Source organism: Streptomyces sp. CT34, assembly GCF_000805335.1.
GTDB lineage: Bacteria > Actinomycetota > Actinomycetes > Streptomycetales > Streptomycetaceae > Streptomyces.
Map to the genome: position 1 here is coordinate 4661021 of NZ_KN708638.1, position 20941 is coordinate 4681961.

Consider the following 20941-nt stretch of genomic DNA (forward strand, 5'->3'; position numbering starts at 1 on the left):
GGCCCGTGCCGATCTCGTGCTGCTGACCGTCCCCGACGACGCCCTGGCCGGGCTGGTGAGCGGGCTCGCCGAGACCGGTGCCGTGCGACCGGGCCAGCTGCTGGTGCACACCTCCGGGCGCTACGGGACGGCGGTGCTGGATCCGGCCACGCGGGCCGGTGCGCTGCCGCTCGCGCTGCATCCGGCGATGACGTTCACGGGCACGTCGGTGGACGTCCAGCGGCTCGCCGGCTGCTCGTTCGGGGTGACCGCGCCGGAGGAGCTGCGGATGGCGGCCGAGGCGCTGGTCATCGAGATGGGCGGGGAGCCCGAGTGGATCGCGGAGTCGGCCCGTCCGCTGTATCACGCGGCGCTGGCCATCGGAGCGAACCACCTGGTCACGCTCGTCGCGCAGTCGATGGAACTGCTGCGGAAAGCCGGTGTCCAGGCCCCGGACCGGATGCTCGGCCCGCTGCTCGGTGCGGCCCTGGACAATGCGCTGCGGTCCGGTGACGCGGCCCTGACGGGGCCGGTCGCACGGGGCGATGCGGGCACCGTCGCCGCCCATGTGGCGGAGTTGCGCCGGCATGCGCCGCAGGCCGTCGCCGGGTATCTGGCGATGGCCCGTACGACCGCGGACCGGGCGCTGGCCCGCGGTCTGCTCAAGCCGGAACTGGCCGAGGAACTGCTGGACGTGCTCGCGGGGCCGGCGTCCGAGGGTGCCGTGGCATCGGAGGGCGGCGCGTTCCGGGAGGGGGGTGCGCGCCCCGACAGCAGTGCGTTCCGGGAGGGGGGTGCGCGCCCCGAGGGCGATGGGCTCCTCGGGGACGGGACCCCCGCCCCCGAGTCCCCAGAAACTCCAGAGAACCAAAAAACTCCGGAAGCCCCAGGAACTCCGGAAGCCCCAACAACTCCGGAATCCCCAAAGACCCCGGAAACGCCGGCAACCCCGAACCCTCCAGACTCCCCAGAAACCCCAAACACCCCCGAGCCCCCCGAGCCCCCCGAGTCCCCCGACCCCGGCACCTCCGGAGGCGACGCATGACCTCCTCGCCCGTCAGCCCGTCCTCGGAAGCCGGTCGGCAGCCGGCGTCGGGGCCCCAGCTCGTGCATACCGCCGCGGCGCTGCGGGAGCTGCCCCGCCGTAGCGGCGCGAGGGCTGTTGTCATGACCATGGGTGCGTTGCACGACGGGCACGCGGCCCTGGTCCGGGCCGCCCGGGAGCGCGTCGGACCGGAGGGCCAGGTCGTGGTCACGGTGTTCGTCAACCCGTTGCAGTTCGGTGCGGGCGAGGACCTCGACCGCTACCCGCGCACCCTGGACGCCGATGTCGTCCTGGCCGGCGAGGCGGGCGCCGACGCCGTGTTCGCGCCGTCCGCCGACGAGGTCTACCCGGGCGGCGAGCCGCAGATCCGGATCAGCGCGGGCCCCATGGGGACCGTCCTCGAAGGAGCCAGCCGCCCCGGGCACTTCGACGGCGTCCTCACCGTCGTCGCCAAACTGCTGCATCTGACCGCGCCGGACGTCGCGTTCTTCGGGGAGAAGGACGCCCAGCAGCTCGCGGTCATCCGGCGGATGGCCGCCGACCTCAATTTCCCCGTCGAGATCGTCGGTGTCCCCACGGTCCGGGAGGACGACGGGCTGGCCCGCTCCAGCCGCAACCGCTACCTCTCCGGCCCGGAGCGGCGCACCGCGCTCGCGCTCTCCGCGGCGCTCTTCGCGGCCCGCGACCGGCTCACCGCCGAGGAGGCGCTGCGGGCCCGCGCCGCGTCCAGCGGGCACCCCACGCAGGACCGGTCCGCGGCGCTGGCCGCCCTGGGGGAGGACCGCGCCGCCGCCGACGCGCACGCCGTCGCCTACGCCGCGTCCGGACCGCCGCACGGCCCGTCCGTGGCCCGCGCCGCGGCCCGCGCGGTGCTGACGGACGCCGCCCACCTCGAACCGCCGCTCCGCCTCGATTACGTGGCCCTGGTCGACCCGCGGGACTTCACCGAGGTCGCGGACGGCTACGAGGGCGAGGCGATCCTGGCGGTCGCCGCCAAGGTGGGCACCACGCGGCTGATCGACAACATCCGGCTGGTGTTCCCCGGGGGCGCGGCGCCGGCCGACGCTCCCGTGGCCGCGCAGCACCCCGAGCGTCCGGGGGCCGGTCCACAGTCGGCCGCGGCACCCCCGGAGTCCCCGGCATCCCCCGTATCGTCCCCGAACTCCACCCCACCCCAAGGCCCCCTGGGAGCGACCCGATGACCGCTAGCGGAACCGGCAACGGCCCCACCGGCATACGCCTCACCGCCCCCGCCCCCGGCTGGTCCATCACGGCGGACGTCGTCGTGGTGGGCTCCGGGGTGGCCGGACTGACCGCGGCGCTGCGCTGCGCCGCCGCCGGCCACCGGACCGTCGTCGTCACCAAGGCCCGGCTCGACGACGGCTCCACCCGTTGGGCGCAGGGCGGTATCGCCGCGGCCCTGGGGGAGGGCGATTCGCCCGAGCAGCACCTGGCGGACACCCTCGTCGCGGGCGCCGGGCTGTGTGACGAGGCGGCCGTGCGGGCGCTGGTGACCGAGGGCCCGGACGCCGTCCACCGGCTGATCGGGGCGGGCGCCCGCTTCGACACCGCGCCCGGCAGCGACGAGATCGCGCTCACCAGGGAGGGCGGCCACCACCGCCGCCGGATCGCGCACGCCGGCGGCGACGCGACCGGCGCGGAGATCTCCCGGGCGCTGGTCGAGGCGGTGCGGGCCGGGGGCCTGCGCACCATCGAGAACGCGCTGGTCCTCGACCTGCTGACGGACGCGTACGGCCGTACCGCCGGCGTCACCCTGCACGTCATGGGGGAGGGGCAGCACGACGGTGTCGGGGCGGTGCACGCCCCGGCGGTGGTGCTCGCCACCGGGGGCATGGGGCAGGTCTTCTCCGCGACCACCAACCCGGCCGTCTCCACGGGCGACGGGGTGGCGCTGGCGCTGCGCGCCGGCGCCGAGGTCTCGGATCTCGAATTCGTCCAATTCCACCCCACCGTCCTGTATTTGGGGCCGGAAGCGGAGGGGCAGCAGCCGCTGATCTCGGAGGCCGTACGGGGCGAGGGCGCGCATCTGGTCGACGCGGCCGGCACCCGGTTCATGGTGGGGCAGCACGAGCTGGCCGAGCTGGCGCCGCGCGACATCGTGGCCAAGGCGATCACGCGGCGGGCGCAGGAACAGGGCGTCGAGCACATGTACTTGGACGGCCGGCACTTCGGCGCCGAGATGTGGCAGCACCGCTTCCCGACGATCCTGGCCGCCTGCCGCGCCCACGGCATCGACCCGGTCACCGAGCCGATACCGGTCGCCCCGGCCGCGCACTACGCCTCCGGCGGCGTCCGTACCGACCTGCACGGCCGGACGACCGTCCCGGGCCTGTACGCGTGCGGTGAGGTCGCCTGCACCGGCGTCCACGGCGCCAACCGCCTGGCCTCCAACTCCCTTCTGGAGGGCCTGGTGTTCGCGGAGCGGATCGCCGCGGACATCGCCTCCGACGGGGCGGCGGGTCGCGTCCCGGAGCCGGTCCCGTCCGCCGCCGAGGAGCGCGGGGCGCCGCGTGCGCTGCCCCTCCTGGCGCCCGAGACCCGCGCCGCGGTCCAGCGCATCATGACCGCCGGTGCCGGCGTCCTGCGCAGCGCCGGGAGCCTGGCCCGCGCCGCCGCGGACCTCGACGGCCTGCACCGCGAGGCGACCGGGGCGGCCCTGGCGGCGCAGGCGCCCGGTGGGGCCGGGGGAGCGGACGCGCCGCCGGCCTCGGCCAAGGCCCCCGAGCCCGGTGTGGAGGCATGGGAGGCCACCAACCTGCTGTGTGTCGCCCGGGTTCTGGTCGCCGCCGCGCAGCGCCGCGAGGAGACCCGCGGCTGCCATTGGCGCGAGGACCACCCGGAGCGCGACGATGCCTCCTGGCGCCGGCACTTCCGCATCACCCTCGGCGCGGACCGCGCCCTGAACATCCGCACGACGGCGACCGCCGACTTCCCGCCGACCGCCGGCACCACCCCTCAGCCCGCCCCCACCCCCGATACGGAGCCCTCCCCGTGAGCAGCACCCCCGGTACCCCCGACGGCCTTCCCCTCCTCCAGATCGGCCGGCCCGAAGCCGTCGCCCCGGCCGCAGGCGGCTGCGGCGACGCCTGCGGGTGCGCCGGCGACGACTCCGGTTACGAGCTCGACCCGCTGACCTGCGGGCTCGACCCCGATCTGGCCGCGCTGCTGGTGGCCGCCGGGCTCGACCCCGTACAGGTCGAGGACATCGCGCACCTGGCCATCGAGGAGGACCTCGACCAGGGCGTGGACGTCACCACCGTGGCGACGGTCCCCGAAGACGCCGTCGCCACCGGGGACTTCACGGCCCGGCAGGCCGGTACGGTCGCCGGGCTGCGGGTCGCCGAGTCGGTGCTGTCCATCGTCTGCACCGACGAGTTCGAGGTCGAGCGGCACGTGGCGGACGGCGACCGGGTCACCCCCGGGCAGAAGCTGCTGTCGGTCACCACCCGCACCCGCGACCTGCTCACCGCCGAGCGCAGCGCGCTGAACCTGCTGGGCCGGATGTCCGGTATCGCGACCGTGACCCGGCAGTGGGCGGACGTCCTCGAAGGCACCGGGACGAAGGTCCGCGACACCCGTAAGACGACGCCGGGCCTGCGCGCCCTGGAGAAGTTCGCGGTGCGCTGCGGCGGCGGCGTCAACCACCGCATGTCGCTGTCGGACGCGGCGCTGATCAAGGACAACCACGTCGTCGCGGCGGGCGGTGTCGCCGCCGCGTTCACCGCCGTACGGACCGAGTTCCCCGGTGTGCCGATCGAGGTGGAGGTGGACCGGCTCGACCAGATCCCGCCGATCCTCGCCGAGGGCGCCGACCTGATCCTGCTGGACAACTTCACGCCGGAGCAGACCAAGGAGGCCGTCGACCTGGTCGCCGGCCGCGCGATCCTGGAATCCTCCGGCCGGCTCACCCTCGCCAACGCCCGCGCGTACGCGGAGACCGGCGTCGACTTCCTGGCGGTGGGCGCGCTTACGCACTCCGCGCCGGTCCTCGACATCGGCCTGGACCTGCGCGAGAGCGACGGCGGGAACGCCGACGAGGGCGCCGACGCACGCGATCACGAGGACCGCTGACCACCATGCTGCTGACCATCGACGTAGGCAACACGCACACCGTCCTGGGGCTCTTCGACGGCGAGGAGATCGTCGAGCACTGGCGGATCTCCACCGACGCCCGCCGCACCGCCGACGAACTGGCCGTGCTCCTCCAGGGCCTGATGGGCATGCACCCGCTGCTCGGCGACGACCTGGGCGACGGCATCGAGGGCATCTCCATCTGCTCGACCGTGCCGTCCGTGCTGCACGAGCTGCGCGAGGTGACCCGGCGCTACTACGGGGACGTGCCGGCCGTCCTCGTGGAGCCGGGCGTCAAGACCGGCGTGCCGGTCCTCATGGACAACCCCAAGGAGGTCGGCGCCGACCGGATCATCAACGCGCTGGCGGCCGTCGAGCTGTACGGCGGCCCCGCGGTGGTCGTCGACTTCGGTACCGCCACCACCTTCGACGCGGTCAGCGCGCGCGGCGAGTACGTGGGCGGGGTGATCGCGCCGGGTATCGAGATCTCCGTGGACGCGCTGGGCGTCAAGGGCGCCCAGCTCCGCAAGATCGAGCTGGCCCGGCCGCGCAGCGTCATCGGCAAGAACACCGTCGAGGCGATGCAGTCCGGCATCCTCTACGGCTTCGCCGGCCAGGTGGACGGCGTGGTGCACCGGATGGCCCGGGAGCTGGCGGACGACCCGGAGGACGTGACCGTGATCGCCACCGGCGGGCTGGCGCCGATGGTGCTCGGCGAGTCCTCGGTGATCGACGAGCACGAGCCGTGGCTGACCCTGATCGGCCTGCGGATGGTGTACGAGCGGAACGTCGGCCGCACGTAGCGGGACCCGGCGGCGGGTCCGGCCGGTGCGCGCGTGTGACCGCGCGGCCCGCTGCCGCGCCACCGTATGCGAATTAAGTGGCTTTTGTCCGAATCGGTCGTAAAGTCACGGCATGCCAATGCCATACGGATCCCGCGGCGGCATGGCCTTCGGCGCCGATGAGTTGCGTGTGCTCCGTCGCGCCCTCGCCCATGCCCTCCAGTCGATGTCCCACACCGTCCCGCTGGACGCCCTCGGCCCGGACCGGTCGCAGGACGTCCAGGAATACCTGCGGCTGGCCGAGGCGGTGGACGAGGCGGTCCGCGAAGGGGCCCGCCTGCGCGCCTTCCTCCTCGCCGACCTCGCCCGCTACCGCGCCGCCCTGCCCGGCGCCGCCACCGGCTACCTCACGCGGCTCCAGGAGGCGCTGGCGGCCGGCCACGTCCCCGGTCCCGACGACCTCGCGGCGCTGCGCTCCCTGCTGGCGCGGCCCACCGGCGCCGCCGAGCGCAAACGCCGCCGCGCCCTGCTGGGGCACTGCGAACGGCTGGCCGAGCACTCCGTGCGGGCGCGGCTGCGCGCGCTGCCGGGCGGGCGCTCGGGCGGCGCCCCGGACGGTCTCCCGGGCGGTCGCTCCGGTGCCCGGCCGCGTCCGGGCCCGGACTCCGGCCCCGGCCCCGAACGAGAACCCCAGCAGGAGCCGCGGCGCGAGCCGCAGCGGGAGCGGCCCCGCCCCGCACCCGCACCCTCACCGAGACCCAAGGCGCCGCGCCCGGACCGTCCCATCCCGACCCCGGGTGAGGTGTTCCCGCCGCGGCGGAAGCCCGCCCCGCCCCCCGAGGCCCGTTCCGCATGAGCGCTGCGTACTCTGGCTGAGTACTTTCGCGGGCTCGCGCCTATAAGGAGGCCCATGCCATGGATTACGTCTCAGCGCTGCTGCCGCCCGTCGTGATGGCCGTGGCCTTCACCTGTCTGATCGTGACGATGATCAGGAGTCAGGGCGGCCAGAACAAGTCCAAGGAAGACGCGGCGGTCGACGAGGCGTTCGCCCGCGCCGAGGCCGCCGGGCAGAAGCCGAAGCCCTTCGGCGCCTGATCCGCACCGCCATTTCCGGCGGTCCGTCCACACGGTACGGCCCGGGATTGACCATCCCGGGCCGTACCTCCTTTTTCCGGGCCAAACGCAACGAGATCAACCGGCATTCGCGACATCTCCCACTATTCTTCTTGTGTGCCGAGACGCTTGGGTGATCTGGAAGACGCGGTGATGACGCGGGTCTGGGAGTGGAACCGCCCGGTCACCGTTCGAGAAGTCCTGGAAGATCTCCAGAAGGAACGGTCGATCGCCTACACAACGGTCATGACCGTATTGGACAACCTCCATCAGAAGGGCTGGGTGCGCCGCGAAGCGGAAGGCCGCGCCTATCGATATGAAGCGGTCTCCACTCGCGCCGCCTACTCGGCCGCACTGATGAACGAAGCATGGTCCGCCAGTGACAACCCCGCTGCCGCTCTTGTGGCGTTCTTCGGCATGATGTCGCCGGAACAACGGCACGCTCTGCGCGATGCCGTACGGATGGTGCAGGTCGACGATCCGGGCCCGGCAGAGGAAGAACAGACCCCCGCCCGCGAAGAACAGTCACAAGCTGTGGACGGCCCGGCATCCGGCGACGGAGATGAACCCGGAGCGGGTGCGGAGCGCAAGGGGCGATAGCGTCCGGGCATGCCTGCGCATTCAAAAGGGCTCACCGTCCGCCGTGCCCGGACCAGCGATGTCCCGGCCGTACGCCGCCTCATCGACGCCTACTCCAGCGACGGGATCCTGCTCGACAAAGCCACCGTCACGCTTTATGAGGACATCCAGGAGTTCTGGGTCGCCGAGCGTGACGAAGACGCCGAGGTCGTCGGCTGCGGAGCACTCCACGTCATGTGGGAAGACCTGGCAGAGGTCCGCACCCTGGCGGTGGATCCGGAGCTGAAGGGATCCGGAGTCGGCCACCAAGTCCTGGACAAGCTGCTGCGTACCGCAAGGTGGCTCGGAGTGCGACGAATTTTCTGTCTCACCTTCGAAGTCGACTTCTTCGTCAAGCACGGCTTCGTGGAGATCGGCGAGACTCCCGTAGACGGTGATGTCTACAGCGAACTGCTGCGTTCCTATGACGAGGGGGTTGCGGAGTTCCTCGGCCTCGAACGAGTGAAGCCCAACACCCTGGGTAACAGTCGCATGCTTCTGCACCTGTGATCAGCGTTCTATGTCCGAATCGCTCCCCTATCTCATGGCTACGGAAGCATGCGTTCCCCGCTCACTGGGCAAGTGAACCCTACCCAAGGGTTTGTGTTTTTCCCGGAAAAGCGGTTTGCTTTCCGTCGTAATCCACATTCGATGAAAGGGAAACCCGGTGGCACAGAAGGTTCAGGTTCTTCTTGTGGACGACCTCGACGGCGGCGAGGCCCACGAGACCGTGACGTTCGCGCTCGACGGTAAGTCCTACGAGATCGACCTCTCGGACGCCAACGCCGACAAGCTCCGCGAGTCGCTCGCCGACTTCGTGAAGGCCGGCCGCAAGACCGGTGGCCGTTCCGCGGGCCGCGGCAAGGTCCGCGCCGCTTCCGCCGGCTCTCCTGACACGGCGAAGATCCGTGCCTGGGCCAAGGAGAACGGCTACAACGTCAATGACCGCGGCCGTGTCCCCGCCGAGATCCGCGAGGCATTCGAGAAGGCCAACGCCTGATCGCCGCACGCGCGATCCGATTGAGCATTACGAGCACGTACCAATCGGGCACGGTGGCACTCGGTCGCCGCCGCGCTCACGAGCCGTACGAGGTCGGGGGCGCCCCCACCGTCCCCGATTCCTGCCCCGAACCCCGTGGTGGGCAGGGAATTCTCCACCTCGTACCCAGGCCGGGGAGGCCGCACCCACCCCGCGGCCTCCCGCGCGCCGAATCCGCCTGACACCCGGCCCCCCGGGGGGAGCGACGGCGCGGGCATCCGGTCACCGGCGCCACGTGCCGTGAGATCCACCGCGAGTGCTCCCCACTCCAGCCATTCCAGGATTCCCGGGAGTTCCTCGGCGCCGCCGGCCGCGATGAGCACGAGCAATTTCGGCCGATCCCCGAGGTGTTTCCCGCCGCGTCCGCCCCTGAGGAACGCGACCGGCCCCGCGAGCGGCAGCCGCCGCAGCACGGCGATTCCGGCGTCGGCCGGCATCTCCAGGGCGTCGAAGCGCGCCCCTGTGAGGAGTTCCACCGGCTCCGTGCCGGTGGTCGGCCAGCCCATTTCCTCCTCGTACCACCGGCGGACGGCGGAGAGGGGGGAGCGGGGTCGCGGAAGTGCGCGGGGCATGCCTGGTGCAACTCCCGGCACCGCGGGAAGTTACGTTGGGTATACGTAAGGGCGCGTTCCGTATATACCCAGGGGGAGTGCGGGCGCGTCCGGTGGTGTGCGGATGTTCGCCCGTAGCGGATGGAAAAGGCCCGCGCCGCATGGAGTGTCAGTGGCAGCGGGTAAGAAAGTCTCAGTGGGAAGAGACGCTGTGACCGGCGCTCAAGCGGTTCGCCGCGGTCTCCGGCCGGCGGCCGACGGCGTGTCGGCCAGGCCCGCGTTCGCCACGGGCGTAGTGGCGGTGGGCGTATATGCCTGGCCTGCGGGAACATCGTCTCGCACCATCGAGTTGGAGCAGATGTCAGCTGTTCGGCAGTAAATTTCCCCGTCGGAGCGGGGTGATCCGGACGGGTGTCGGCAGTTGGAATGAGCTGTCCCGCCCTGCGGGACTAGCATGCGGAAGGACAGGGAGGGGACCGACCCCTAACTGCCTGACCGCTCTGAGGAGCGATTAACGATGTTCGAGAGGTTCACCGACCGTGCGCGGCGGGTTGTCGTCCTGGCTCAGGAAGAAGCCCGGATGCTCAACCACAACTACATCGGCACCGAACACATCCTCCTGGGTCTGATCCACGAGGGTGAGGGTGTCGCCGCTAAGGCCCTGGAGAGCCTCGGCATTTCGCTTGAGGCGGTCCGCCAGCAGGTGGAGGAGATCATCGGCCAGGGCCAGCAGGCCCCGTCCGGCCACATTCCCTTCACTCCCCGTGCCAAGAAGGTCCTGGAGCTGTCGCTCCGCGAGGCCCTCCAGCTCGGCCACAACTACATCGGCACCGAGCACATCCTGCTCGGCCTGATCCGCGAGGGCGAGGGCGTCGCCGCCCAGGTCCTCGTGAAGCTGGGCGCCGATCTCAACCGGGTCCGGCAGCAGGTCATCCAGCTGCTGTCCGGCTACCAGGGCAAGGAAGCCGCCACCGCGGGCGGCCCGGCCGAGGGCACGCCCTCGACCTCGCTCGTCCTGGACCAGTTCGGCCGCAACCTCACGCAGGCCGCCCGGGAGACCAAGCTCGACCCGGTCATCGGGCGCGAGAAGGAAATCGAGCGGGTCATGCAGGTGCTGTCCCGCCGTACGAAGAACAACCCGGTCCTCATCGGCGAGCCCGGCGTAGGCAAGACCGCCGTCGTCGAGGGCCTGGCGCAGGCCATCGTCAAGGGCGAGGTGCCCGAGACCCTCAAGGACAAGCACCTCTACACCCTCGACCTGGGCGCGCTGGTCGCCGGCTCGCGCTACCGCGGTGACTTCGAAGAGCGCCTGAAGAAGGTCCTCAAGGAGATCCGCACCCGCGGCGACATCATCCTGTTCATCGACGAGCTGCACACCCTGGTCGGTGCGGGCGCCGCCGAGGGCGCCATCGACGCCGCGAGCATCCTCAAGCCGATGCTGGCGCGCGGCGAGCTCCAGACCATCGGTGCGACGACGCTGGACGAGTACCGCAAGCACCTGGAGAAGGACGCGGCCCTGGAGCGCCGCTTCCAGCCGATCCAGGTCGCCGAGCCGTCACTGCCGCACACCATCGAGATCCTCAAGGGCCTGCGGGACCGCTACGAGGCGCACCACCGGGTGTCCATCACGGACTCCGCGCTGGTCGCCGCGGCCACCCTCGCCGACCGCTACATCTCCGACCGCTTCCTGCCGGACAAGGCGATCGACCTGATCGACGAGGCCGGCTCCCGGATGCGGATCCGCCGGATGACCGCGCCGCCGGACCTGCGCGAGTTCGACGAGAAGATCGCCGACGTGCGCCGCGAGAAGGAGTCCGCGATCGACTCGCAGGACTTCGAGATGGCCGCCGGCCTGCGCGACAAGGAGAAGCAGCTCCTGGCCGCGAAGGCGAAGCGGGAGAAGGAGTGGAAGGCCGGCGACATGGACGTCGTCGCCGAGGTGGACGAGGAGCTGATCGCCGAGGTCCTGGCCACGGCCACGGGCATCCCGGTCTTCAAGCTCACCGAGGAGGAGTCCTCGCGCCTGCTGCGGATGGAAGACGAGCTGCACAAGCGCGTCATCGGCCAGAAGGACGCCATCAAGGCGCTCTCCCAGGCCATCCGCCGTACGCGTGCCGGCCTGAAGGACCCCAAGCGTCCCGGTGGCTCGTTCATCTTCGCCGGCCCGTCCGGTGTCGGTAAGACCGAGCTGTCCAAGACGCTCGCCGAGTTCCTCTTCGGCGACGAGGACGCGCTGATCTCCCTCGACATGTCGGAGTTCAGCGAGAAGCACACCGTCTCCCGGCTCTTCGGTTCGCCTCCCGGCTACGTGGGCTACGAAGAGGGCGGCCAGCTGACCGAGAAGGTCCGCCGCAAGCCGTTCTCGGTGGTCCTCTTCGACGAGGTCGAGAAGGCCCACCCGGACATCTTCAACTCGCTGCTGCAGATCCTGGAGGACGGTCGCCTGACCGACTCCCAGGGCCGGGTCGTGGACTTCAAGAACACGGTCATCATCATGACCACCAACCTCGGCACCCGGGACATCTCCAAGGGCTTCAACCTGGGCTTCGCCGCCCAGGGCGACGTCAGGACCGGCTACGAGCGGATGAAGAACAAGGTCAACGAAGAGCTCAAGCAGCACTTCCGCCCCGAGTTCCTCAACCGTGTCGACGACACCGTCGTCTTCCACCAGCTCACCGAGGACGACATCATCCAGATCGTCGACCTCATGATCGCCAAGGTGGACGAGCGGCTGAAGGACCGCGACATGGGCATCGAGCTCAGCAGCGAGGCCAAGTCGCTGCTGGCCAAGCGCGGGTACGACCCGGTGCTCGGCGCCCGTCCGCTGCGCCGCACGATCCAGCGCGAGATCGAGGACGCCCTCTCGGAGAAGATCCTCTTCAGCGAGCTGCGTCCCGGCCACATCGTGGTGGTCGACGTCGAGGGCGAGGGCGAGACCGCCAAGTTCACCTTCCGCGGCGAGGAGAAGTCGGCGGTGCCGAGCGCCCCGCCGGTGGAGTCCGCGGCGGGTGGCTCGGGCCCGAACCTGAGCAAGGACGCGTAGTCCCCGACCCACGCAGCCGCCCCGGAACCATTCCACGGTTCCGGGGCGGCTTTGCGTTGGAGGGCTCTCTCACGTGCGGGGCGGGGGAGCGCCAGGTCCAGCTCCGTCGCGTGGTTCCGGCAGACGACGGAGAGGAAGTGGACGCGCAGGCGCGCGGCCCGGTCGTCCGGTCCGTCGCCCTTGGCGATCAACTCCCGTAGCCGGTCCGCCCGTTCGCGAGGGCGTGGGCCACCGCCATGCGGACGATGTCCTTCCACCGGGAGTCCGCCGCATGGTCCACCAGCGGACCGAAGTCGCCCTCCTCGATCTCGATGACGGCCCTGGCGCCCAGGTAGTCCTGCAAGGTGCGGCGCACGAAGTCCACGGAACCGGGGCGGGTTCGCGCCGCAGGCCGCTGCGCAGGAGGAGGCGGCGGACGACGGCGGAGGCCGGGCCCTGGGACGCGGCGGCGGGGTGCTGACGGGTCCACGTGCGGTCCGCCCGCCTCCTGCGATGACGCTGCGCCGTGCTGACGAGGTGGCGTGATGACGTGCTGACGCGGGGCCGTGTCTGTCGGGTCTGTCGTCTCCGGATCGGGTTGGGGCGGTGGGCCGGTGGCGGTCAGGTGTTTTCGGGAATGCAGTGAACGGGAAACCGTCGGGCGGAATTGGGTAACCCAGGTCACATTCGCGGCGGATTTCGCGTAATGCGGGTCACAGTGAATCCCTTTTCGCTGGTGACTTGAGGCACATGGATTTGGGGCCTACTAGGGGTGTTAGGGGAATGGGGGCGGGGTGGTTCCGGGGGGTCGGATTCCGGTGGGGAGGGGTGCCGGAGCGGGGGTTCGTCGAGCGTGGCGCGCTCGGGTCGCGTATGGAGAAATTCCAGGTCAGAGGCCATTGTGGGGAGGGCGGTCGGGTCGGTTTGGGGTGTTTTGTGCGCGCCTCGGCGGAGGCGGTTCCGCACCGTTGATCGGCAGCCCCGAATACGGACTCCGATAGTAGAAAGGGCCCCTTGGCGTCATGGCGAACGCGGGTTACCAAGGGATGGCGCTCCCGGACCGCAGCCGGGAAAACACCCCTTCACTTTCCCTGGAGAGAAAACCCGCATGTCGAAGTTTGCCGCGATACGTAATTCCCGGAAGTCCACCGAGGTCGCGAAGTCGGCCACCAAGGCCGCGAAGTCGGCGCTGCGCAATCGGGTGGCCGTGGTGGCCGCCGGTGCCGGTATGGCCGCCGCGCTGGGCGCCGGGGTCGCCTCCGCCGCGGACGGCGGGCTGCTGCATCTGACCGCCGCTACCGGCTCGGCCGTCAGCGCCCAGGCCGAAGCGCAGGCCAAGGCCGTCGCCGATGCCAAGGCAGCCGCGGCGAAGGCCAAGGTGGACGCGGCGAAGAAGGCCAACGCCTGGGTGAAGCCGGTCGAGAAGTACGTCCTCGGAGAGCCCTTCGGCATCGCAGGCAGCCACTGGGCGCACAAGCACAGCGGTCAGGACTTCGTCGTGCCGACCGGCACCCAGGTCCACGCCGTGCACAAGGGCACCGTCGTCAAGGCCGGTCCGTGGGGCGGCGGCGACGGTCCGGCCTACGGCAACGCGATCGTGATCAAGCACGACGACGGCATGTACACCCAGTACGCGCACCTCTCGAAGATCGAGGTCCAGGTCGGCCAGCAGGTCGACACCGGCCAGCAGATCGGTCTTTCCGGGAGCACCGGCAACTCAACCGGTCCCCACCTGCACTTCGAGGTCCGCACCGGCCCCAACTACGGGTCGGGCATCGAACCGACCGGATTCCTGCGGGCTCACGGCGACGCCGTCTGAGCTGAATCCGGCCGGACTGGCCGGCGGCTCGGCGGGTTTGCCGCCGTGACCAGTTCGGTGGCGACCCTGAGGATGGCCTCGCGCTTCTCCTCGGGGTCGCCCACCACGTCCTGCATCGCGAACATGCCCGCATGCATCGAGAACAGCGCCGTGATGCAGCGCACTTGATCCACCAGCTCCGCGTCGGGCTCCTTGAGCAGCCCGTAGAGCGTCAGCATCCGCTCCTTGAAGCGCTCGCCGATGGTGAGGTCCCGCACGGTGGCCTGGTTTTCCTGCATGAAACGGAAAAGGGCCTCGGAGGAGCGCAGCGACTCGCTGTAGCGGCGGATCAGCTCCTGCTTGGTCTCCAGGGTGCGCGGCTGCCCCTCGGCCCAGGTGATCAGCTCGTCGATGGGCCCGCACAGGTCCTCGAAGAGGCTGATGATGATGTCTTCCTTGGTCTTGAAGTGGTAGTAGAGCGCCGCCTTGGTGACCTCCAGCCGCTCGGCGATCTCGCGCAGCGAGGTCTTCTCGTAGCCCTGTTCCGCGAACAGCTCCAGAGCGACGTCCTGAATGCGCTGACGGGTGTTCCCCTTGCGCGGGTGCGGTGTGCCCATGGTGCTCTCCTGCGGTGACTGCGGTGTCGTTCCGGCTGACGGCCTGCCCGTCCAGCAGACACTGCCCCGCTGGTCAGGCGCTATCCGCCGGGCCTCGAAAACTTACTTGACGCCCGGCTAGTGGCTTCTCTATCTTACGTACCGTACCGAACTAGCCGGGCGGCAAGTAAGTAAGAAAGATGGGGAAGTGATGGGGATGTCGCGGACCGCGGCCCCGACGGGGGACATACCGGAGCAGAGCACGGGCAGAAAGCCCGCCGGCGTACGGATGGTGCTCTTCGCGCTGATGATCGCGATGCTCCTCGCGATGCTGGACAACATGATCGTCGGCACCGCGATGCCGACGATCGTCGGTGAACTGGGCGGGCTGGCGCACCTGTCCTGGGTGGTCACCGCCTACACGCTGGCCACGGCCGCATCGACGCCGATCTGGGGCAAGCTCGGCGACATGTACGGGCGCAAGGGCGTCTTCCTCACGTCCATCGTGCTCTTCCTGATCGGCTCCGCGCTGTCCGGCATGGCGCAGGACATGAACCAGCTGATCGGCTTCCGCGCCGTCCAGGGACTGGGCGCCGGCGGCCTGATGGTCGGCGTCATGGCCATCATCGGCGACCTGATCCCGCCCCGGGAACGCGGCAAGTACCAGGGCATGATGGCCGGCGTCATGGCCATCGCGATGATCGGCGGGCCGCTCGTCGGCGGCACGATCACCGACCACCTCGGCTGGCGCTGGAGCTTCTACATCAACCTGCCGCTCGGTGCGATCGCGCTGATCATGGTCACCGCGGTGCTGCACCTCCCGAAGAAGCGCTCGCGCACCCGGATCGACTACGCCGGCGCCGCGCTGCTCACGATCGGCATCACCTCGCTCGTGCTGATCACCACCTGGGGCGGCACCCAGTACGCCTGGCTCTCCGGCCAGATCGTGGGTCTGGGCGTCCTCGGCGTCGTCGCGCTGATCGCCTTCCTCTTCGTCGAGCGCAAGGTCAGTGACCCGGTCCTGCCGCTGCACATCTTCAGCAACGGCAACTTCTCGCTGGTCACGGTCATCGGCTTCCTGGTCGGCTTCGTGATGTTCGGCTCGATGACGTTCCTGCCGCTGTTCCAGCAGTCCGTACAGGGCGCCTCGGCCACCAACTCCGGTCTGCTGCTGCTCCCGATGCTGCTGTCGATGATGGTGGTCTCGCTCATCGCGGGCCGGGTCACCACCCAGACCGGCCGGTACAAGATCTTCGTGACCCTCGGCGGCGCGCTGATCACCGCCGGCTTGGCGCTGCTCGCCCTGATGGACACCGGCACCACCCGCTTCACGTCCGGTGCGTACATGGCGGTGCTCGGCGCCGGTATGGGCTGCCTGATGCAGACCACGATGCTGATCGCGCAGAACAGCGTGGAGATGAAGGACATGGGCGTCGGCTCCTCGTCCGCCACCCTGTTCCGCACCATCGGCGGCTCCTTCGGCGTCGCGATCCTCGGCGCGATCTTCACCAACGAGGTCCAGTCGACGATGGTCGCCCGCCTCGGCAAGGCCGCGCAGAAGATGACCACCGGCGGCGCCCAGATGGACCCGAAGGGCCTGGCCAAGCTCCCGGCGCCGGTCAAGGACGCGTACGCCCATGCGGTGGCCTCCGGTACGCACCATGTGTTCCTGTGGGGCGCGGCCATCAGCGTCATCGGCTTCGTCGCGGCGTGGTTCCTGAAGGAGGTGCCGCTGCGGGGTGGCCCTGCCGCGAAGGCGGGGGCCGCGGCGGATGCGGATGCGGGTGCGGGTGCTCCTGCGGAGCGGGCGGTGGTCGTCGACGCCGTCTGAGGGCGCGCCTACCGCAAGCGGCCCCGGTGTACGTACGTCACGTACGCCGGGGCCGCGGTGTTGAAGGGCTGAACGGACTTCAGAAGGTGGGGAGTTCGCTGCTCTTCACGGCGGCGACGAACCCCGCCCAGCCGGCGGCCGGGAACACGAGCGCGGGGCCGTGCGGGTTCTTGCTGTCGCGGACGGGGACGACGTCGGGGAGGTTGTCGGACACCTCGATGCAGTTGGCCCCGTCGGGATTGCTGTAGCTGCTCTTGCGCCAGGTGGCAGCGCCGAGGAAGTCGTCCGACACCTCAATGCAGTTACCGCCGTCGGCATTGCTGTAGCTGCTCTTGCGCCAAGTGGCAGTGCTCAGGTCAATCCTGTTGCTGCGCTTCATGTCGATAGCCCCTTGCCGCTTCTTCGACCATGGCCAGGGACGCCTCGGGAGACAGTGCGGCGGCCCTCAGTAGATCGTACGACCTCCGATACTCCGTCACGAGCGGTGGAAAGTCGATGACTTGGCCACTGTGGGCGTTCTCGGTGTAGGCGACGACGGGTGCATCGGGAAAGGTCATGACTCGCAGATCGCCCATCATGATGGGGCCTGTTGCCGCAGCTTCGGGCAAGAGCTGGAGAACGCTCTCGCTGCTCCGGATCACTGCGGCGATGTGGTCTAGCTGGTCAGCCATCTGTTCGGGTGGCAGAGTCGGTCGACGGATGAGCGACTCTTGCAGGATGCCCCAGTAATAGGCGTGGCCGTCGCACTTCCAGAAGTCGGCGCGCGCCATTCGTGCGCCGACGTGCCTTTCGACTTCCTTGGCCTTCAACCAGGGCTTTCCCGTCTGCGCGAGTCGCCGGACATAGGCTTCGGTCTGCAAAAGGCCAGGAATGACGCCGGGTGCCCACTCTTCGATCGTCGTCGCGCGTACCTCCATCTCTGCGACGTCCGCGAAGTATGTGGCGAGGCCGGAGCGGCGTGCCTGTTGCACTTTCTCGCAGTGCCGCTCGAAGAAGCCGCCCGTCTTGAGCTTCTTGTCGACGTGGACCGCAAGATCCATCGGCATGCCCAGTTCGCCACGCTCGATTCGGCTGAGCAGCGGTGCTCCGCGGAAGCTGCCCTCCACTAACTGGTCGAGGGTGAGGCCCGCGCTTTCCCGCAGGTAGCGCAACTCGGCGCCGTAGAAGCACGGGACGCTCGCCGACGGGTCCGGATTCTTACGGGGAGACACGACTCACCACCACCGCTTGTCAGTTGGGCACGAAAGCCCGATTCCCTTCCAAAGTACGGCGCGCGACGCCAGTCTGTGAGCGATTCATCACAATGCGCACTGGAAGGTGAACGGCCATGGAAGACGTGCACGAATGCGCCGAAGGGCTCAAGGGCGCGCTGAAGGCGAATGGGATCACGCTGCCTTCGCTCGGCGTCGATATGCCCTCGTTCGCGGGGGATTACCCGCCTCCGCTGGTCGCGCTGGGCAACTGCAATATGGCCACGGCCCGGAAGCTCGCCGAGGTGCTGTACAAGGCGGTGGGGCGGTGACGGCAGGGACGGCTGAGCGCCGTGGGTGGGGGTCGGAGGGGCTGCACCGAAGTACGTCCTCGGCGCGGGCGCATCTGGTATGTGGATGAGGAATACCCCGGCGTTCGCTCCAGGTCCTGCGGGCGCACTCCGGTACATCCCCTCCGACCCTGCGCCGTTGCCGAGTGCCGCGCCGTCTCGGTGCGGGCGGTGGCTGCCCGGTCGCCCTTGCCGTTGCGCTCCGCCGGGGCGTACGTCGGGGAAGGCTGGGTAAGACGGTCTGGTGCGAGGCGGCGGGGGCCGACTGAGCCCCCACGCCGCGCCTCCGGGCCGCGGCCCTACTATGGCTCGGACGTATAAGCGAAGGGACTCCGCCGCCGCCACCCCAGGCTCGGCTGGATCAGCCCGGATGAACGGGGGGACTTCTCGTGGGCTTCATGGACCGTGTACGCGGCGAGTTCATCGACATCCTCGAATGGACGGACGACAGCCGGGACACGATCGTCTGGCGTTTCCCGCGCTACGAGAACGAGATCAAGATGGGCGCCAAGCTCATCGTGCGCGAGTCGCAGGTGGCGGTCTTCGTCAACATGGGCCGGATCGCGGATGTCTTCGCGCCGGGCATGTACGAGCTCCAGACCGGCAACCTGCCGATCCTGTCGACGCTGCAGGGCTGGAAGTACGGCTTCCACTCGCCGTTCAAGGCGGAGGTCTACTTCGTCACCACCCGGCAGTTCACGGACATGAAGTGGGGCACGCAGAACCCGGTCACGGTGCGGGACCCGGAGTTCGGCATGGTGCGGCTGCGGGCGTTCGGCGGCTACGCGGCGCGGGTGACCGACCCGGCGAAGCTGCTGACCGAGCTGGCCGGCACCGACCCGATGTTCCGCACCGAGGAGGTCGAGGAGTACTTCCGGCAGCTGATCGTCGGCAAGCTCGGTACGCTGCTGGGGAGTTCGGGCATTCCGATGCTCGACCTGGCCGCGCGCCAGTCCGAGCTGGGCGACCGGCTGGGCAAGATGCTGACCGACGAGCTGGCGGCGTCGCACGGCATCTCGATCCCGAAGTTCGTCATCGAGAACATCTCGCTGCCGCCCGAGGTCGAGCAGGCCATCGACGCCCGGAGCCGGATGGGCATCATCGGGAACCTCGACAACTACGCGCGCATGCAGGCGGCGGACGCGGTGCGGGACGCGGCGAACAACCCGGGCGGCGCCGGGGAGGGCGTGGGCCTGGGCCTCGGTATGGCCGCGGGGCAGCAGATGGCGCAGGCGTTCGCGACGCCGCAGCAGCAGGGGCAGCCGGGGCAGCAGGTCCAGCCGGGCCAGCAGCAGTCCTACTCGCCGGCCGCGCCGGCTCCGGGGGGTGGGGCCGTGCCGCCGCCGCTGCCGGGTCAGCAGCAGTACCAGTGGCACGTCGCGGTGGACGGGCAGCAGCAGGGTCCGTACGACCACGCGACGTTCACCGGGCACATCAGCTCGGGAGCGGTACGGGCCGGGATGCTCGTCTGGCGGGACGGGATGGCGGGCTGGCAGCCGGTGGAGAACGTGCCGGAACTCGCCCAGCACTTCCGTGCCACTCCGCCCCCGCTGCCGCCGCAGGCGTAACCGACCCCCAGGAGCCGGTGACCCATGAGCTACCAGCCGTACCAGCCCTACCAGCCGCAGCCTCAGCAGGGGCAGCCGTATCCGCCGCAGCAGCCCTACCCGCAGCAGCAGGGGTATCCGCAACAGCCGCAACAGCCGTACCCGCCGCAGCCCCAGCAGGGGCAGCCGTATCCGCAGCAGCAGGGGTACCCGCCGCAGCAGGGGTATCCGCAGCCCCAGCAGCAGCCGTACCAGCAGCCGCAGCAGCAGCCCCCGCAGCAGCAACAGCAGGCGTGTCAGCAGCCGCCCGCGCAGCAGCAGCCGAGCGAGCCGCAGTCCTACGCGTGCCAGTCCTGCGGTTCCACCTCCGAGTACGCGCCGGGGACGAACGTCCTGCGCTGCCCGCACTGCCGCTTCGAGCAGCCCATCGTCCCCCTCAACCGCGAGGTGCGGGAGCACCCTTGGGAGGAGCTGGCGACGCTGGTGCCCAAGCCGCGGGTGTCGGGCGGGCAGATCCTCAAGTGCCCCGGGTGCGGTGCGGCCAACCAGACCGACGCGCTCTCCGGCAACTGCCAGTTCTGCGCCACCCCGTTGGTCGCCTCGGCCGCCGAGGACCGGATCGTGCCCGAGGGTGTGGTGCCGTTCCGGGTCGAGAAGCGGGACGTGCACGAGAACCTGCGCAAGTGGGCCCGGTCCCGCTGGTTCGCGCCGAACAGCCTGAAGAAGGTGGGCTCGGCGGAGTCCCTGCACGGGACGTATGTGCCGCACTGGACGTACGACGCCCAGACCACGTCGTCCTACAGCGGCGAGCGCGGTGAGGAGTACACCGTAGGGTCCGGCGACGACAAGGAGACCAGGGTCCGCTGGTACCGGGTCAACGGCACGGTCAACCGGTTCTTCGACGACGTCCTGGTCCCCGGTGTCGGGACCGTAGACACCAACCGGCTGTCGGCGCTGGAGCCCTGGCCGCTGAAGCAGGCGGTGGCGTACCAGGAGGCGTATCTGGCGGGGTTCAGGACCCTGCGGTACGAGGTCGAGCCGGAAGCGGGTTTCCAGACCGCCCAGCAGAAGATGGCCAAGGTCATCGAGGAGGACTGCAAGCGGGACATCGGCGGTGACCAGCAGCGGGTGCACGCGGTCAACACCAGCTACGGGGCGATGACGTACAAGCTGCTGCTGCTCCCGGTGTGGTTCGCGTCGTACGTCTACAACGGCAAGCAGTGGCAGGTCATGGTCAACGCCGAGACCGGCGAGGTCACCGGTGAGCGTCCGTACAGCCCGTTGAAGATCGCCTGCGCGGTCGTCCTGGTGGCGGTGCTGGTGACGCTCTGGTTCGTGCTGAGCCGGCACCACCATCACTGAGGGCGGGCCGGAAACGGTCACCGAGT

Annotated in this window: 21 protein-coding genes; 16 read left to right on the forward strand and 5 right to left on the reverse strand. The window is 70.0% G+C overall.

The annotated features are described in order from the left end of the window. From RZ84_RS20400 to RZ84_RS20445, 10 genes are all read left to right on the forward strand, one after another. The coding region (locus RZ84_RS20400) for a Rossmann-like and DUF2520 domain-containing protein (RefSeq protein ID WP_241777782.1) at positions 1-1024 on the forward strand (1024 nt) is incomplete at its 5' end. Beyond that, entirely contained in the window at positions 1021-2226 is a 1206-nt protein-coding gene (gene panC, locus RZ84_RS20405) for a pantoate--beta-alanine ligase (protein WP_052230052.1), read from the forward strand. The genes RZ84_RS20400 and panC, both read left to right, overlap by 4 nt. After that, positions 2223-4040 (forward strand): L-aspartate oxidase, encoded by a 1818-nt coding sequence (locus tag RZ84_RS20410; protein WP_043265500.1) that lies wholly within the window; start codon positions 2223-2225, stop codon positions 4038-4040. The genes panC and RZ84_RS20410 overlap by 4 nt, the downstream gene beginning before the upstream one ends. Further along, entirely contained in the window at positions 4037-5116 is a 1080-nt protein-coding gene (gene nadC / locus RZ84_RS20415) for a carboxylating nicotinate-nucleotide diphosphorylase (protein ID WP_043265501.1), read from the forward strand. Before RZ84_RS20410 ends, nadC begins: the two co-directional genes overlap by 4 nt. 5 nt (positions 5117-5121) lie before the next feature. Next, positions 5122-5919 carry a type III pantothenate kinase gene (locus RZ84_RS20420; protein WP_043265502.1) on the forward strand — a complete coding sequence of 266 codons (798 nt, stop codon included), beginning with the start codon at positions 5122-5124 and terminating at the stop codon, positions 5917-5919. 112 nt (positions 5920-6031) lie between these two features. Next, on the forward strand, positions 6032-6754 hold the full coding sequence (locus RZ84_RS20425) for a hypothetical protein (protein WP_241777783.1): 723 nt from the start codon (positions 6032-6034) through the stop codon (positions 6752-6754). Positions 6755-6813: 59 nt separating this feature from the next. Then, on the forward strand, positions 6814-6993 hold the full coding sequence (locus RZ84_RS20430; RefSeq protein WP_043265504.1) for a hypothetical protein: 180 nt from the start codon (positions 6814-6816) through the stop codon (positions 6991-6993). 135 nt (positions 6994-7128) lie between these two features. Beyond that, positions 7129-7611, forward strand: a complete 483-nt coding sequence (locus RZ84_RS20435) for a BlaI/MecI/CopY family transcriptional regulator (protein WP_078894005.1) — start codon at positions 7129-7131, stop codon at positions 7609-7611. A gap of 9 nt (positions 7612-7620) precedes the next feature. Further along, a complete protein-coding gene (locus RZ84_RS20440; protein ID WP_043265506.1) occupies positions 7621-8139 on the forward strand; it encodes an amino-acid N-acetyltransferase in 519 nt (172 codons plus the stop codon). 157 nt (positions 8140-8296) lie between these two features. Then, entirely contained in the window at positions 8297-8629 is a 333-nt protein-coding gene (locus RZ84_RS20445; protein WP_043265507.1) for a histone-like nucleoid-structuring protein Lsr2, read from the forward strand. On the opposite strand, the gene RZ84_RS41455 is transcribed toward RZ84_RS20445, so the two are convergent. After that, complete coding sequence (locus RZ84_RS41455; protein WP_078894007.1) at positions 8560-9240, reverse strand: SCO3374 family protein; 681 nt, start codon at positions 9238-9240, stop codon at positions 8560-8562. The genes RZ84_RS20445 and RZ84_RS41455 overlap by 70 nt on opposite strands. A 496-nt stretch (positions 9241-9736) precedes the next feature. On the opposite strand from RZ84_RS41455, the gene RZ84_RS20450 reads away from it, so the two are divergent. Further along, positions 9737-12262 (forward strand): ATP-dependent Clp protease ATP-binding subunit, encoded by a 2526-nt coding sequence (locus RZ84_RS20450; protein ID WP_043265508.1) that lies wholly within the window; start codon positions 9737-9739, stop codon positions 12260-12262. A 187-nt stretch (positions 12263-12449) separates the two neighbouring features. On the opposite strand, the gene RZ84_RS42505 is transcribed toward RZ84_RS20450, so the two are convergent. After that, positions 12450-12617, reverse strand: coding sequence for a hypothetical protein (locus RZ84_RS42505; protein ID WP_157878868.1), 168 nt, complete (start codon positions 12615-12617; stop codon positions 12450-12452). A gap of 732 nt (positions 12618-13349) precedes the next feature. Between RZ84_RS42505 and RZ84_RS20455 the strand changes: the two genes are divergently transcribed. Continuing rightward, a complete protein-coding gene (locus tag RZ84_RS20455; protein WP_052230053.1) occupies positions 13350-14060 on the forward strand; it encodes a M23 family metallopeptidase in 711 nt (236 codons plus the stop codon). Here the strand turns inward: RZ84_RS20455 and RZ84_RS20460 are convergent. After that, a complete protein-coding gene (locus RZ84_RS20460; protein WP_043265509.1) occupies positions 14042-14656 on the reverse strand; it encodes a TetR/AcrR family transcriptional regulator in 615 nt (204 codons plus the stop codon). The genes RZ84_RS20455 and RZ84_RS20460 overlap by 19 nt on opposite strands. Positions 14657-14924: 268 nt before the next feature. Between RZ84_RS20460 and RZ84_RS20465 the strand changes: the two genes are divergently transcribed. Beyond that, positions 14925-16466, forward strand: coding sequence for an MDR family MFS transporter (locus RZ84_RS20465; RefSeq protein WP_043270386.1), 1542 nt, complete (start codon positions 14925-14927; stop codon positions 16464-16466). 79 nt (positions 16467-16545) lie between these two features. Here RZ84_RS20465 and RZ84_RS20470 read toward each other — a convergent pair whose 3' ends face one another. Beyond that, on the reverse strand, positions 16546-16845 hold the full coding sequence (locus tag RZ84_RS20470) for a DUF397 domain-containing protein (RefSeq protein WP_043265510.1): 300 nt from the start codon (positions 16843-16845) through the stop codon (positions 16546-16548). Next, positions 16823-17677, reverse strand: a complete 855-nt coding sequence (locus RZ84_RS20475; protein WP_043265511.1) for a helix-turn-helix domain-containing protein — start codon at positions 17675-17677, stop codon at positions 16823-16825. Before RZ84_RS20475 ends, RZ84_RS20470 begins: the two co-directional genes overlap by 23 nt. A 116-nt stretch (positions 17678-17793) precedes the next feature. Here RZ84_RS20475 and RZ84_RS20480 point away from each other — a divergent pair, with 116 nt between their 5' ends. The 3 genes from RZ84_RS20480 (at position 17794) to RZ84_RS20490 (ending at position 20915) form a co-directional block, all read left to right on the forward strand. Next, positions 17794-17988 carry a hypothetical protein gene (locus RZ84_RS20480; RefSeq protein ID WP_043265512.1) on the forward strand — a complete coding sequence of 65 codons (195 nt, stop codon included), beginning with the start codon at positions 17794-17796 and terminating at the stop codon, positions 17986-17988. Between the two features lie 416 nt (positions 17989-18404). Next, complete coding sequence (locus RZ84_RS20485; protein ID WP_241777784.1) at positions 18405-19574, forward strand: SPFH domain-containing protein; 1170 nt, start codon at positions 18405-18407, stop codon at positions 19572-19574. Positions 19575-19598: 24 nt separating this feature from the next. Next, positions 19599-20915: a TFIIB-type zinc ribbon-containing protein gene (locus tag RZ84_RS20490; protein WP_198540016.1), complete on the forward strand. Its 1317-nt coding sequence runs from the start codon at positions 19599-19601 to the stop codon at positions 20913-20915. The last annotated feature ends 26 nt before the right edge of the window (positions 20916-20941 follow it).

Excerpts from the sequence above, each read along its gene's own strand:
- panC (WP_052230052.1), top strand. The coding sequence starts at position 1,021 with ATGACCTCCTCGCCCGTCAGCCCGTCCTCGGAAGCCGGTCGGCAGCCG.
- RZ84_RS20410 (WP_043265500.1), top strand. The coding sequence starts at position 2,223 with ATGACCGCTAGCGGAACCGGCAACGGCCCCACCGGCATACGCCTCACC.
- RZ84_RS20420 (WP_043265502.1), top strand. The coding sequence starts at position 5,122 with ATGCTGCTGACCATCGACGTAGGCAACACGCACACCGTCCTGGGGCTC.
- RZ84_RS20425 (WP_241777783.1), top strand. The coding sequence starts at position 6,032 with ATGCCAATGCCATACGGATCCCGCGGCGGCATGGCCTTCGGCGCCGAT.
- RZ84_RS20430 (WP_043265504.1), top strand. The coding sequence starts at position 6,814 with ATGGATTACGTCTCAGCGCTGCTGCCGCCCGTCGTGATGGCCGTGGCC.
- RZ84_RS20440 (WP_043265506.1), top strand. The coding sequence starts at position 7,621 with ATGCCTGCGCATTCAAAAGGGCTCACCGTCCGCCGTGCCCGGACCAGC.
- RZ84_RS41455 (WP_078894007.1), bottom strand. The coding sequence starts at position 9,240 with ATGCCCCGCGCACTTCCGCGACCCCGCTCCCCCCTCTCCGCCGTCCGC.
- RZ84_RS20450 (WP_043265508.1), top strand. The coding sequence starts at position 9,737 with ATGTTCGAGAGGTTCACCGACCGTGCGCGGCGGGTTGTCGTCCTGGCT.
- RZ84_RS20455 (WP_052230053.1), top strand. The coding sequence starts at position 13,350 with ATGTCGAAGTTTGCCGCGATACGTAATTCCCGGAAGTCCACCGAGGTC.
- RZ84_RS20460 (WP_043265509.1), bottom strand. The coding sequence starts at position 14,656 with ATGGGCACACCGCACCCGCGCAAGGGGAACACCCGTCAGCGCATTCAG.
- RZ84_RS20465 (WP_043270386.1), top strand. The coding sequence starts at position 14,925 with ATGGTGCTCTTCGCGCTGATGATCGCGATGCTCCTCGCGATGCTGGAC.
- RZ84_RS20470 (WP_043265510.1), bottom strand. The coding sequence starts at position 16,845 with ATGAAGCGCAGCAACAGGATTGACCTGAGCACTGCCACTTGGCGCAAG.
- RZ84_RS20480 (WP_043265512.1), top strand. The coding sequence starts at position 17,794 with ATGGAAGACGTGCACGAATGCGCCGAAGGGCTCAAGGGCGCGCTGAAG.
- RZ84_RS20485 (WP_241777784.1), top strand. The coding sequence starts at position 18,405 with ATGGACCGTGTACGCGGCGAGTTCATCGACATCCTCGAATGGACGGAC.
- RZ84_RS20490 (WP_198540016.1), top strand. The coding sequence starts at position 19,599 with ATGAGCTACCAGCCGTACCAGCCCTACCAGCCGCAGCCTCAGCAGGGG.